At 71.9% G+C, this 12816-nt stretch carries 11 protein-coding genes; 5 read left to right on the top strand and 6 right to left on the bottom strand.

Annotated features, from left to right (window positions below):
* The first annotated feature begins 109 nt into the window (after positions 1-109).
* From MTES_RS09605 to mtnB, 3 genes are read left to right on the top strand one after another with little or no spacing between them, the layout of a single operon-like run.
* On the top strand, positions 110-1294 hold the full coding sequence (locus MTES_RS09605; RefSeq protein WP_013585056.1) for a translation initiation factor 2B subunit, eIF-2B alpha/beta/delta family: 1185 nt from the start codon (positions 110-112) through the stop codon (positions 1292-1294).
* Positions 1291-1992, top strand: coding sequence for an acireductone synthase (mtnC, locus tag MTES_RS09600; protein ID WP_013585055.1), 702 nt, complete (start codon positions 1291-1293; stop codon positions 1990-1992). Before MTES_RS09605 ends, mtnC begins: the two co-directional genes overlap by 4 nt.
* Entirely contained in the window at positions 1989-2621 is a 633-nt protein-coding gene (gene mtnB, locus MTES_RS09595; RefSeq protein WP_043361288.1) for a methylthioribulose 1-phosphate dehydratase, read from the top strand. The genes mtnC and mtnB overlap by 4 nt, the downstream gene beginning before the upstream one ends.
* A 444-nt stretch (positions 2622-3065) precedes the next feature.
* On the opposite strand, the gene mtnK is transcribed toward mtnB, so the two are convergent.
* From mtnK to MTES_RS09575, 4 genes are read right to left on the bottom strand one after another with little or no spacing between them, the layout of a single operon-like run.
* On the bottom strand, positions 3066-4262 hold the full coding sequence (gene mtnK, locus MTES_RS09590) for an S-methyl-5-thioribose kinase (RefSeq protein WP_013585053.1): 1197 nt from the start codon (positions 4260-4262) through the stop codon (positions 3066-3068).
* Positions 4259-5305 carry an ABC transporter permease gene (locus tag MTES_RS09585; RefSeq protein ID WP_013585052.1) on the bottom strand — a complete coding sequence of 349 codons (1047 nt, stop codon included), beginning with the start codon at positions 5303-5305 and terminating at the stop codon, positions 4259-4261. Before MTES_RS09585 ends, mtnK begins: the two co-directional genes overlap by 4 nt.
* Positions 5302-6864, bottom strand: a complete 1563-nt coding sequence (locus tag MTES_RS09580) for a sugar ABC transporter ATP-binding protein (protein WP_013585051.1) — start codon at positions 6862-6864, stop codon at positions 5302-5304. Before MTES_RS09580 ends, MTES_RS09585 begins: the two co-directional genes overlap by 4 nt.
* Positions 6861-7955 carry a substrate-binding domain-containing protein gene (locus tag MTES_RS09575; protein ID WP_013585050.1) on the bottom strand — a complete coding sequence of 365 codons (1095 nt, stop codon included), beginning with the start codon at positions 7953-7955 and terminating at the stop codon, positions 6861-6863. The genes MTES_RS09580 and MTES_RS09575 overlap by 4 nt, the downstream gene beginning before the upstream one ends.
* Before the next feature lie 216 nt (positions 7956-8171).
* On the opposite strand from MTES_RS09575, the gene MTES_RS09570 reads away from it, so the two are divergent.
* Positions 8172-8753, top strand: coding sequence for a 1,2-dihydroxy-3-keto-5-methylthiopentene dioxygenase (locus MTES_RS09570; RefSeq protein ID WP_013585049.1), 582 nt, complete (start codon positions 8172-8174; stop codon positions 8751-8753).
* 399 nt (positions 8754-9152) lie between these two features.
* The gene (locus tag MTES_RS09565; RefSeq protein ID WP_013585048.1) at positions 9153-10046 is read left to right on the top strand and encodes a hypothetical protein; all 894 of its coding nucleotides are present in this window, start codon (positions 9153-9155) and stop codon (positions 10044-10046) included.
* On the opposite strand, the gene MTES_RS09560 is transcribed toward MTES_RS09565, so the two are convergent.
* Positions 10047-11561: an alpha-N-arabinofuranosidase gene (locus MTES_RS09560; RefSeq protein WP_013585047.1), complete on the bottom strand. Its 1515-nt coding sequence runs from the start codon at positions 11559-11561 to the stop codon at positions 10047-10049.
* The gene (locus MTES_RS09555; protein WP_013585046.1) at positions 11558-12814 is read right to left on the bottom strand and encodes a family 1 glycosylhydrolase; all 1257 of its coding nucleotides are present in this window, start codon (positions 12812-12814) and stop codon (positions 11558-11560) included. The genes MTES_RS09560 and MTES_RS09555 overlap by 4 nt, the downstream gene beginning before the upstream one ends.
* Between the last annotated feature and the right edge of the window lie 2 nt (positions 12815-12816).

Raw genomic sequence — 12816 nt, 5'->3', positions numbered from 1 at the left:
CCGCCCCCGGCCACCGCCACCGCCACCGCCACCGCCACGGCCACCGCGCGATCGTCGCGCGGCGTCACGCGCCCGCCCCCACCCGGCGCCGCGTGGGAAGATGACCGGGATGTCCCCCACCGCCACCCTCGAGCATTCCGTCGTCCTCGACGAGACCGCCGGTGTCGTCCGCATCCTCGACCGGCGCGTGTTCCCCGCCCGGATCGAATGGGTGGATGCCACCACCCCCGACGAGGTCGCCACGGCCATCCGCGACATGGTGACCCAGAGCTCGGGCCCCCTCTACGCGGCCACCGCCGGGATGGCGCTCGCGGCGCTCCAAGTGCGCGGCCTCCCGCTCGGCGAAGCGCGCACGGCCCTCGGCCGCGCCGGCCGCGCCCTGGCCACCGCCCGCCCCACGAACGCGCACCCGCGCGACGCCGTGGCCCGCATCCTCGCGGCCGGTCGCGACGCCGACGACACGGACGTCCTCGTGGCGGCGACCCTCGAGACCGCCACGGCCGTGGATCGCGACTACCACGAGGCGAGCCTGCGCCTGGGCCGGGCGACGCTCTCGCTGCTGCCGGAGTCTCCGCGCATCCTCACGCACTGCTGGGCCGACGCCTACCTGTTCGGCCTCGTCGCCGCGTCTCGCGAGGCCGGGCGCGAGATCGAGTGGGTCGCGACCGAGACGCGCCCCTACCTCCAGGGCGCGCGGCTGACCGCGCACTCGCTCCGCGAACTCGGCCAGCGCGTCACCCTCATCACCGACGGCATGGCCGCCGCCGCCCAGTCCTCCCCGCGCGGAGTCGGCACGGGCCCGATCGACGCCGTGGTCACGGCGGCCGACCGCGTGGCCCTCGACGGCTCGGTCGTGAACAAGGTCGGGACTCTCGCGCACGCGGCCGCGGCGGCGGCGTTCGGCATCCCGTACTACGCCATGGTCGAGGCCCCGGATCCGGCCGCGCCGACCGGTGACGACGTGGTCATCGAGGACCGAGACCCGACCGAGGTGCTCGAGGTCCTGGGGCGGCGCACCGCCAGCCCGCTCGTCACCGACGCGTGGTACCCCGCGTTCGACGTGACCCCGCCGCGACTCGTGACCCGCATCGCGACCAGCCGCGGCACCTTCGAACCGGCCCGCGTCGGCGAGCACTTCTCGACCGATCCCGACGCGAGCGCCACCGAGCCGCCCGCCCCGGCGCTGCGCCGACGTCGCTCGCGCGAGAACCCCGCGCCCGTGGCATCCACCGCTCAGCCCGAGACCATCGCGTTCCGCCCCGTGAGCGCCCGAACCGACGAGGACCCCGAATGACCTCCCTTTCCGCCGACGTGGTCGTGCTCGACATCGAAGGCACCACCAGTGAGGCCGGGTTCATCCTGGGCGACCTGTACGACTACGCCCGTCCGCGCCTCGACGAGGTGCTCGGCCGCGACGACGACACGGTCCGCACTGCCCGCGCCGCCGCGATCGCCGAGACGGGACTGGATGCCGACGCCACCGACGTCGAGGTCGCCGAGGCGCTGCGCGGGCTCATGGCATCGGACGTCAAGTCGACGCCGCTGAAGAGCCTGCAGGGGATCATCTGGGCCGAGGGCTTCGCGGCGGGTGAGATCCACTCGCAGTTCTTCGAGGACGTGCCCCCGCGCCTGCGGGCGTGGCACGAGAGCGGCATCCGTCTCGCCGTGTACTCGTCGGGGTCGATCGCCTCGCAGGTGCCGTGGTTCCGCCACGCGCCGCAGGGCGACCTGACGCCGTTGATCGAGGACTTCTTCGACACCATCAGCGCCGGCCCCAAGAAGGAGGCCGCCTCGTACGAGCGCATCTCGGCCGCCCTCGGTGTCGCCCCCGAGCGCGCGCTGTTCCTCACCGACCACCCCGACGAGGTCACCGCGGCGCGGGCCGCCGGTTGGCAGGTCGTCGCGTTGGACCGCGCCGGGGAGCCGTGGGCGGGGTCGGAGTTCGGCACCGAGACCGTGGCATCCTTCGACGAGATCGAGCTCACCCGATGACCCTGCCGGCCCCCGAGCGGGTGCGCGCGGCCGGCGCCGCCCTCGCCGCGGAGGCCTCGCGCTTCTCGGGCTACGGCTGGATGCGCGGCACCTCGGGCAACCTCTCGGTCGTCGTCGAGCGCGACCCGCTCGTCCTCGCGGTCACGGCGTCCGGTCTCGACAAGTCGGAGCTCACGGACCGCGACGTCGTGCTCATCGACGGCGTGGGCGCGGCGATCGACCCCTCCGACACGCGCCCACCCTCGGCCGAGGCCGGGTTGCACGCGCACATCGCGGCGCGCACGGGGGCGAACGCGGTGTTCCACGTGCACGCCTTCGACGCCGTGGTCGCCGGGCATCGGTGGCCGGGCGGAGTCGAGATCCGCGACATGGAGATGCTCAAGGGCATCGGCCACCGCGCGCACGACGAGACCGTGACGATCCCGGTCATCCGCAACCACCAGGACATGACCGTCGAAGCGGCGTGGTTCGACGAGGTCTACCGCCCCGCGACCGCCGAGATCCCCGAGGTGCCCGCGCTCATCGTCGCGAGCCACGGGATCTACGCGTGGGGCACCGACATCGCCGCCGCCCGCCGCCACCTCGAGATCACCGAGTGGCTGCTGCGCTTCGCGGTCGCGACGCGCTGACGCCGGCCCCGCGGCCGACAGCCGGGGCCTACGCGCCGCCTCACGGCCGATGGCCGGGGCCAGGCTCACCCGCGCCGCCTCACGGCCGATAAACGCCGTTCCGTGCGAAACACGCGGAGAGACGCCGTGTCTCGCGAGGAACAGCGTTTATCGGCGCGGGACCGGGACGGATGCCACGCTCCGCCTTCGCCGCGCGCCGCCGCGGTCGCCATCGCGCGCCGCCAGCCGTCGCGCACCGCCGCGGCCGCCGTCACGTCTCCGTCGCCGTCGCGCGCCGACCGGCGCAGCGCAGCCCGATAAACGCCATTCCTGGCGAAACACGCGGAGAGACACCGTGTCTCGCGAGGAACAGCGTTTGTCGGCGCAGAACGAGGCGAATCACCCAGCCCGCACCACGGCCGCACGCGCACCACGGCACGCGCGCGACGGCGAAAGCCCGGCGCCTCAGCCCAGCAGCGCCACCGTCCGTGCCGTGAGCGTGCGCGGGTCGGCATCCTCGAGACGCGCCGTACCGAGGGTGCGCGCGACGCGCAGCACCAGACGCGACGCGAGAGCCCGCTCGGGCTCGGGGAGCGTCTGGATGTCGGCGACCTTCGAGAACCCGACGATCCGGCGCACCGCCTTCGCCGCGGCGTAGGCGGCGGCATCCGACCGCACGACCGCCAGGGTGTGCTCGAGCACATCGTCCCCGTACACGCGGGGGTCGACCCGCTCGGGCCACCGGAGGCGGAACTCGGCCTCGAAGGCGTCGACGAGCTCGACCGGGAGCCGCAGGAGCGTCTCGGCGTCGGCGGACCGCCCGAGCACGTGTGCCCGCGCCGCCGCGATCACGAGGTTCGCCCACACGGCGCCCAGGTCGAAGCCGGTGGGGCCGTACGTGCCGAACTCGGAGTCGAACGCGCGCACCGACGCGCCCTCAGCGCGGACGAACACCGAGCCGGTGTGCAGGTCGCCGTGCATGAGGCTCTGCGTGCTCTCCTGGAACCGCTGCTTCGCCAGCCCCATCTCGCGCACGAACGCGCGATCCGCCCGCAGCTCGCGCACGTCGTCGTCGTTCTCGGCGAGCCAGCCGTTGTGCTCGTGGTCGACGTACGGCTCGGTGAACACCAGATCCTCGGTGATCTCGCTGAGTTCGGGGTTCGTCGCCTCGGCGATGCGGCGGCGGCGCTCGGGCCCCGGCGTGCCGAACACGCTCGTCGCGAACCCGATCGCCCCGACGTAGCGCCCCAGCTCCGCGGCGGCGTAGGGGTGCAGGCGTCCGGCGATGAGCTCGCCGCGCCAGACCGCGTGGTCGCTGAGGTCCTCGATCGACAGCGCGAGGGCCTCGACGTCGAAGCCGTAGAACGCCGGCACGTGCGCGGGGTCGATCCGCTCGTGCGCGGCGAGCACGACCGCTTCGCGCGCCGCGCGCTCGCGCGTGAGCGGCCACGACGGATCGACGCGGACGTGCGGGAGCGACTGCTTCACCACGACGCCGTGCCCGGCGGCATCCGTCACGATGAAGACGAGGTTCAGGTTTCCGTCGCCCACCTCGACGACCGAGACGATGGATGCCGGATCCACCGGCCCCGCCAGGTGCGGGCGGGCGGTGAGGTAGGCCGGGACCGACTCGACGGTCAACTGATCGGTGAGAAGAGTCATGATGCGGTGGTGCTCCCGGCGACGATGGTGGTCTTGCGGCGGCGGAACGTGAAGCTGAACAGCAGGGCGACCAGCAGCACGACTCCCTTGCCGAAGTCTTGGATGTAGTAGGGCAGCCCCATCATCGAGAAGCCCGTGACCATCACGGCGATGAGCACCGCTCCGAGCGCCGTGCCCCACGCGTTCGGCCGTCCGATGCCGAGCACCGAGACTCCCACGAGAGCGACGGCGACGGCATCCAGCAACAGGCTGTTCCCCGCCGTGACGTCTCCCTGGCCGATGCGCGCGCCCAGGACGAGCCCCGCGATGGAGGCCAGGATGCCGCAGCCGATGTACGCCGCGGCCCGGTAGACCGTGACGCGGATGCCGGCGAGCCGCGCGGCCTCGGGGTTCGAGCCCACCGCGAACAGCGCCCGGCCCCAGCGGGTGCGATCGAGCACGAACCACAGGACGACGGTGAGCCCGAGGAAGAGCACGACGGGGACCGACACCGGCCCGATCGCGCCGCGGTCGAACCACACGAAGTCGGGCGTGAAACGTCCGGGTGCGGTCGTGCCGTCGTCCAGGGTCATCTGCGACGAGATGGACTTGCCGTCGACGATGATGAGCTTCAGCCCCACCACGGTGAACATCGTCGCGAGGGTCGCCAGCAGGTCGGGGATGCGCGCGAAAACGATGAGCGCGGCGTTGATCGCCCCGATGAGCGCTCCCGAGAGCAGCACGACGCCCACGGCGATCCCGCCGACCTGGTTGCCGATGACCATCGTCCACGCGGCGATCGACACCGCGAACCCCGCGTTCGCGCCGACCGAGAGGTCGAGGCCGCCGACGGTCATCGCGAGCGTCACGCCGAGACCGGCGATGCCGATCGGGGCGATGAACTTCAGCATCCCGAAGATGTTCTCGGGGGTGGCGAACGCCGGCTGGGTGACGGCGAAGAACACGATGAGCAGCGCGGTCACGGCCACGAAGCCCCACTTCGCGATTCCGTCGACGATGCGGGATCCGACGCTCGGTCGCGCGGGCGCGAAAGCGGTGGTCATGCGGTTTCCTTCCGATGGCCGGGGTCGTCGAGCAGCGCCGCGACGATGCGCGCGCGGTCGAGCTGCCCGGCGGGGGTATCGAGGGCGATGCGGCCCGACACGAGCACGACGATCCGATCGGCGACCTCGAGGATCTCGTCCACGTCGCTCGAGAGCACGAGAACGGCAGCGCCGGTCGTCGCCCGCTCGCGCACGGCCGCGCCGATGCGCCGACGCGCGCCGATGTCGACGCCGCGGAACGGCTCGTCGAGAACGGCGACGCGCGGTTCGGTGCGGAGCCAGCGACCGACGACGACCTTCTGCTGGTTGCCGCCCGAGAGGTCGTCGACGCGCGTCTCGATCGAGGGAGCGACGACGTCGTAGTCCGAGACGACGGCGTCGGCGGCCGCGCGTTCGCGACCCGGAGCCATGACCCCGAAACGCGACAGCGTCCGCAGCACGGGCAGCCCGACGGTGTGGGCGATCGACCATCCGGGTTGGATGCCCTGGCGCTGGCGGTCCTCGGGCACGAGCACGACGCCCGCGGCCTGCGCGGCTCCGGGATCCGTGGGGCGGTACTCGGCGCCGTCGAGTCGCAGGCGCGCCGCGGCGTCCGCGCGCACCCCCGTCACGAGCTCCGCGAGCTCGGTCTTGCCCGCCCCCAGCAGACCCAGGATGCCGGTGACCTGGCCGCCGTGCACCCGGAGATCGAGCGGCGCACTCCCGGGGAGCAGACGCGCCCCCTCGACCGCGAGGACCTCGGCGGCCGCGGGCAGCGGCTCCTCGACGTGCTGCTGGAGTTCGGTGGGGACGCCGAGCATCGCCTCGAGCGCCGCGTGCCAGTCGAACGGACGCTCGGCCTCGAGCTCGATCCGACCGTCGCGAAGCACCACGATGCGATCGGCGAGCCGCTCGATCTCACCGAACCGGTGGCTGACGAACAGGATCGCCAGCCCCTCATCGCGCAGGACCCGCAGGACGGCGAACAGGCGATCGGCCTCGGCCGCGGTGAGGGCCGAGGTGGGCTCGTCGAGGATCAGCAGACGCGGCGTCGAGCGCAGGGCGCGGGCGAGCACCACGAGCTGGGCGTCGGAGGTGCCCAGGCGCGCGGCATCCGCTCGAAGAACCTCGTCGGACCATGACAGCCCCAGACGCTCCAGGGCCGCGCGCGCCACCCGCTCCGAGTCGGCCCGCCGAACGAGACGGTGACCGCCGCGCGCAAGATCGGTGATCCCGAGGTTGTCGGCGACGCTGAGACCGGCGACGATCCCGTCCGCGATGCGCTGGTGCACGGTCTCGATGCCGGCGCGCCGCGCTCGCGCGGGCGAGGTCAGGCGCTGGGTCGAGCCGCCGATCGCGATCTCACCGGTGTAGGCCGCGTTCGCGCCCGAGATCGCTCCGATGAGGGTGGACTTGCCGGCGCCGTTGGTCCCGAGCAGCGCGGTGATCGTGCCGGGGCGGAGCGCGAGGGAGACGTCGCGCAGCACCTGATTGCTGCCGAAGCGTACGCCGACGCCGCTCAGGCGGACGACGGGGGTGTCGTCGGCCGGAGCGGCGTCGGCGTGGAGGGGTGAGGTCATCCCGAGATCGCGGGAAGCCAGTCGGCCACCACGGTGTCGCTCAGCAGGAGCGACGGCTCCGCCTCGCGCAGCTGAGCGACGTTGGTGATGCCCTTTTCGAGGAGGAAGTCGCGCGTGATCGTGATCGCGGGGAACTGCACGCTCGTCTCGTCGAGCTGACCGGCGAGCGAGAGCGCCAGGGCGCGCACGACGCCCGCGCCGACGGCGGACGGGTCGGTCGCGCTCGTGGCCACCCAGGGGCTGCCGTCGGCGGTCATGACCTCGATGTCGGCGTTCGAGATGTCGATGCCGTACACCTTGACCTTGTCCTGCAGGTTGTTCTGCTGAACGGCCTGCACGACGCCCTTCGTGATCTCGTCGTAGGGCGCGAAGATCGCCTGGATCCCGGGGTTCGCCTTCAGAGCGGCGTCGATAAGCGGGATGTTGTCGGTCGCTGTCGACTCGGTCACCTTGCCGGTGAAGAACACCTGGTCGAGGTTGTGCTCGGCGACGACCTCGTCCCAGACCTTCTTGCGGCGCTCGAGCGGCGCGAAGCCGTCGGTGCTGGCCAGGCCCACCTTGGCGCCGTCGCCCACGTCGGCGACGAGCTGGTCGAGCACGCCCTGCGCCATCGACGCGTCGGACTGCGAGGTCACGATGACACCGGTCGGGTCGTTGAGGGCGAGGTCGTAGACGATGACCGGGATGCCGGCGGCCACCGCGTCGTGCACGTGCGACTCGATCGTGTCGGTCTGGCCGTGGTCGACGATGATCGCGGCGGGCTTCGACGCGATCGCCTGCTCGAGGTCGGACACCTGCTTGGCGTTGTCGTTGCGGGCGTCGTAGACGGTGAGGTCGATGTTGATCGCGGCGGCCTGCGCCTTCGCGCCCGCCGTCCACGCGGTGAAGAAGTCGCCGGCACCGGACTGCTGCACCAGAGCCACCTTCACGGGCGCACCGTCGAACGGCGCGGGAAGGTTCTCGACCTTCTGGACGGGAGCCGCCGAGGCCGCGGGGGCCGCGGTGTTCTGCTGCGCGCAGCCGGAGAGGGCGAGGGCGGCGATGCCGGCGGTCGCGAGGAGCGTCGCCCAGCGGTGGGATCGAACGGACACGGTGGTCCCCTTCGTCGAGGAGTCGGGTGCGAGGGTCCGCCCGGGTGCTGTGTCGGTCGGCCGTCGAGCAGTCAAGCAGCACCGACCGAGGGCGGGTTATTCGAGGTTGCACTTTGTTACACCGGCACCGGTGATCCCGCCCGCGAAGTGGGCACTCGACGCGAATCGGCGAGACAATCGGTTCATTCCGCCCATTTCGCGCCGAGAGGAGGAGCCGTGACGCTCCTGACCGTCTGGAAAGAGACCGACCCGAGCACGCCCGTGCTCGAGACCACCGACGAAGCGGAGATCCGTGCGGCGCTCGCCGAGCTCGGCGCGCGCTTCTCGCGCTGGGAGGTCCGTGACGTCCCCGCCGGCGCGTCGCAGGACGAGGTACTGGCGCTGTACGCCGACGAGATCGGCGAGGTGAAGGACCGCGAGGGCTACACCCTCGTCGACGTCGTGGCCCTCGACCCGGCCCAGGAGAACTACGACGAGGTGAAGACCCCGTCGCGGCAGAAGTTCCTCTCGGAGCACCAGCACGACGACGACGAGGACCGCTACTTCGCCAAGGGCGCGGGCGTGTTCTACCTGCACGCCAACGAGAAGGTGCACGCGGTGTACTGCGAGGCGGGCGACCTCATCTCGGTTCCGGCGAACACCACGCACTGGTTCGACATGGGCACCGCCCCCCACTACGTGAGCGTGCGCTTCTTCCACGACGACGACGGCTGGGTGGGCCACTTCACCGGCAGTCCGATCGCCGAGTCGTTCGCGACCTTCGACCAGCTCGCCGAGCGCCGCGCGCAGCTGGCCTGAGCGCCGGCTCGGGTCGAGCGCCACGCCCCGGCCCCGGCCCCGGCCCCGGCCCCGGCCCCGGCCCCGGCCCCGGCCCCGGCCGAACCTCGCAGAAACGCCCGTTTCTCGCAGAATCCGTGAGGAGAACTGCGGGGAACGGGCGTTTCTGCGTGCCCGCGCCGCCCGAACGACCCGCGTGAGGCGGCCAGCCCGGACGCTCCCGCGTGCCGCGGCGCCGGGATGACCCGCGGACGCCGGCGCGCATCCCCCAGCGCCGGGATGACCGCGCACGCCCGCGCGAGCGGTCAGCAACAGTAGCGGGTAGCGGCACCCCCGACGGAGCGGTTGCCTCCGCAACCCCGGCGTCGTTGACTTCAAGCCCTCAGGGCCACGCCCGCGTCGAGCATTGGAGTCCGCCCCGTGATCCTCTCGGTGATCATCCTCTCCGTGACCGCCCTGGTGGTCACGAGCGCGCTCCTGGGCGCGGGGCTGTGGCTCACGGGACGGCACGGCCCCACCGGCACATCGGTCCGGTACGGGATCGCGGCGGGCGTCGTCGAGGTCGGCGCGGCGGCGATGTACCTGCTGTGGATCAACGTGGGCGGGTCAGCGACACTCGCGACGGCGAACGCGCTGCTCGTCCTGGGTCCGGCCATGATCCCGCTCGCTTTCCACGCAATCCTCCCCTCGGGCGTGGCCAGGGCGTGCGTCGTAGTGTCATTCGGCTCGGTCGCGGCCGTCGCCGTGACCTCCCTCCTCCTGCCCGCGGAGGGGGCCTCGACGATCCGCGTCGGGGCGCTCGCCCTCGTGTGCGCGTGCGCCGCAGTGACGGCCGCGATCTCGCCCGAGGCGCGGAGACCGTCCATCCGCGTGCTCGCGATCGCCGTGGCGGTCTACGCCTTCTACAGCGGCATCCGCGTGATCGCTCTCCTCCGGGTCGACGCCGATGCCACGCCGGTGCCCGTCTTCTTCACCGACATCGGGGCGATCCCCGTCGGGGTCGTCATCATGATGGTGGTGGGCGCGGCGACCGTCCTTTTCTGGGTCGATGTGCACCGCGACGCGCACCGCGAGATCGAGGGGACCCGCACACTGCTCGTCATCGCGGACAGAGACGTCAGCGCGCAGCGGCCGGAGCTCGTCCACGAACTGCGGGAAGCGGCATCCGTCGTCGAGCCGACGGCGTTGCCCGTGCACGGCGGCGCGGCCCTCGCGGCCGCCGACACGACGCGCGACGTCGTCCGCCTTCTGCGGGACCAGTACCTCTGGACCGACGAGGAGATCGCGCTCGTCGCGACGATCTCCTCGCGGTAGTCAGGAGGTCACGAGCGAGAGCGCGGCCCACGAGATGGGCGGCAGGGTCACGTGCAGGATGCCGCCCTCCACGCGCGCCTCGACGGTCCCGGGCTGCACGCGCTCGGGCTCGTCGAGCGTGTTGCGGGCGTACGGGTCGTCGTCGTGCAGCAGGTGCGTCTCGACGAGCTCGACATCGCCCAGTCCGCTGATGTCGATCGCGAGGTCGACGGCGTCTTCACGGCCGCGGTGCACGAGGAAGATCGCGGTGGCACCGGTCTCGGCGTCGTGGGTGGCGACGGCGTCCACCGACGGAACCGCGCCGAATTTCTCGGTCTCGATGAGCGGCGCCTCGACCTGCAGGCGCACGGCGTCGCCCTGCGCGAGCCGGGAGGTGATCGCGAAGGGGAAGAACGTCGTCTGCCGCCAGGACGGTCCGCCGGGCTCGGTCATGATCGGGGCGATCACGTTGACGAGCTGGGCGAGGGACGCGGATGCCACCCGGTCGGCGTGCTTGAGCAGCGAGATCATGAGGCTGCCGAAGACCACGGCATCCAGAGCCGAGTACACGTCCTCGAGCAGGCGCGGGGCGACGGGCCAGTTCTCGACACCGGTGATCTGGTCGACGTCGTGGAAGCGCGTCTGGTACCAGATGTTCCACTCATCGAACGAGATGTCGATCTTCTTCGCGCTGCCGCGCACGGCACCCACGTGGTCGGCGGTGGCGACGACCGCCTCGATGAAGCGGTCGGTGTCGACCGACGAGGCGAGGAACGAGTCGATGTCTCCGTCGTGCTCCTGGTAGTAGGCGTGGCACGAGATCATGTCGACGTCGTCGTACGTGTGCTCCAGCACGACGCGCTCCCACTCGCCGAACGTCGGCATGGACGCCCCCGACGACCCGCACACCACGAGCTCGATCGAGGGGTCGAGCTGACGCATGCCCTTCGCCGTCTGCGAGGCGATCTTGCCGTAGTCGTCGGCGGAGCGGTGGCCGAGCTGCCAGGGCCCGTCCATCTCGTTGCCGAGGCACCACACGCGCACGCCGAACGGCTCCGCGCGGCCGTTGTCGATGCGCTGCTGCGACAGGGTCGTGCCCCCGGGCACGTTGCTGTACTCGAGCAGGTCGAGGGCCTCGAGGACGCCCCGGGTGCCGAGGTTGACGGCGAGCATGAGGTCGCTGCCGGCCTTGTCGAGCCAGTCCGAGAACTCGTGGAGGCCGATCTCATTCGTCTCGGTCGAGTGCCACGCGAGGTCGAGGCGGCGCGGGCGCTGCTCGCGCGGCCCCACGCTGTCCTCCCACCGGAAGCCCGAGACGAAGTTGCCGCCGGGGTAGCGGATGGTCGAGACGCCGAGCTCGCGCACGAGCTCCAGCACATCGCGGCGGAAGCCCTGGTCGTCGGCCTCGGGGTGACCAGGTTCGTAGATACCGTCGTAGACGTGGCGGCCGAGGTGCTCGACGAACCCGCCGAACAGACGGCGACGGACGGCCCCGATCGGGAAGCGGGTGTCGAGAGTCAGGCGGGCGGTGGTCATCGTGCTCCTCGGGATGCGTACTCGGCGAATCGGTCGGCGACGGGGTTGCGGCGGCGCGCGAGCCCGGTCTCGGTCTCCACGAGGTCGTGGAGCCCCATGGTCAGAAGGTGGGCGGACCGCGGCTCGTCGCTGTGCCGGTAGGTCCACTCGTACATGTCGAACAGCGGCCACCACGTGTAGCCGACGACATCGACGCCGTCGGCGCGAAGCCCCTGGACAGTGGCCACGGAATCGTCCAGCCACCGCAGGCGGGTGGAGACGTCGTCCGTCACGCACGTCTCGGCGAGCATCACCGGCGCGCCGTAGCGGGCGGCGTAGGTGCGCAGCATCTCGGCGAGCCCCTCGACGCCGTCGTCGCGCGTGGGGCGCGGATCGGCGAAGCCCCCGGAGTGATGGATGCCGCTCTCGAACAGTTCCGTCGAGTGCCGGGGGTAGTAGTTGACGCCCATCACGTCGGGCTGCACGGCGTTCTCGGCGAACCACGCGAGCGTCTCGTCGGAGGTGCCGTGCGCACGCAGCAGCGGGAGGAGCGGGTGCTCCGCCCCCACCGCACCGGTCACGAGGTCCTCGACGAGGAAGGCCTGGTGGCGGTACCGCTCGGCCGTCTCGCGGTGCTCGTGGGCGTCGAGGTCCCCGGCGTACCGCATCGACGCGTCGACGTGCACGAAGGTGGCGCGCTCGCCCAGGACGTCCGCCACAGCCCGCTGTGTCTCGACGAAGCCGCGGGCGATCGCGGTCGAGATCTCGACGAGGCCCGCCTCGCCCCGACGGTACGGGGGCCAGTACGCGTACTCGCCGCTGAACAGCGAGTGCAGCATCGGCTCGTTGACCGGCGTGTAGTCGGTGGCGAGGTCGCGATACCTCTCCGCGGCGCGCGCGGCGTACTCGGCCACGAACGAGGCGTAGTCGGGGTGGGCGAACTCGCCCTCGATCCACGTCGGCGTGCCGTAGTGCAGCAGATCGACGATCGGACGGATGCCGCGTGCGGCGAAGCCGTCGAGCACCCGGTCGGTCCACGACCAGTCCCACTTTCCGCGCTCGGGCGACACGACGTGCCACGGGATCCCCCAGCGCAAGAACTCGGCATCCACCGCCACGGCGAGATCGAGATCCTCGCTCCAGCGGTCGTAGTGCTCGGTGAGGGCGTACTCGTCGATCGCGCGCTCACCCGGGCGCTCCTGCGGCACGAAGGTGTTCTCGATGCCGGCGCCGAAGTGCAGCCGGCCGTCGCGATACCAGGGGGTCGTCGACATGG

Origin of the sequence: Microbacterium testaceum StLB037, from assembly GCF_000202635.1 — a bacterium.
In the GTDB taxonomy this organism is placed as follows: domain Bacteria; phylum Actinomycetota; class Actinomycetes; order Actinomycetales; family Microbacteriaceae; genus Microbacterium; species Microbacterium testaceum_F.
This window is presented reverse-complemented; position numbering and strand designations above follow the sequence as displayed.

Excerpts from the sequence above, each read along its gene's own strand:
- MTES_RS09605 (WP_013585056.1), top strand. The coding sequence starts at position 110 with ATGTCCCCCACCGCCACCCTCGAGCATTCCGTCGTCCTCGACGAGACC.
- mtnC (WP_013585055.1), top strand. The coding sequence starts at position 1,291 with ATGACCTCCCTTTCCGCCGACGTGGTCGTGCTCGACATCGAAGGCACC.
- mtnB (WP_043361288.1), top strand. The coding sequence starts at position 1,989 with ATGACCCTGCCGGCCCCCGAGCGGGTGCGCGCGGCCGGCGCCGCCCTC.
- mtnK (WP_013585053.1), bottom strand. The coding sequence starts at position 4,262 with ATGACTCTTCTCACCGATCAGTTGACCGTCGAGTCGGTCCCGGCCTAC.
- MTES_RS09585 (WP_013585052.1), bottom strand. The coding sequence starts at position 5,305 with ATGACCACCGCTTTCGCGCCCGCGCGACCGAGCGTCGGATCCCGCATC.
- MTES_RS09580 (WP_013585051.1), bottom strand. The coding sequence starts at position 6,864 with ATGACCTCACCCCTCCACGCCGACGCCGCTCCGGCCGACGACACCCCC.
- MTES_RS09560 (WP_013585047.1), bottom strand. The coding sequence starts at position 11,561 with ATGACCACCGCCCGCCTGACTCTCGACACCCGCTTCCCGATCGGGGCC.
- MTES_RS09555 (WP_013585046.1), bottom strand. The coding sequence starts at position 12,814 with ATGTCGACGACCCCCTGGTATCGCGACGGCCGGCTGCACTTCGGCGCC.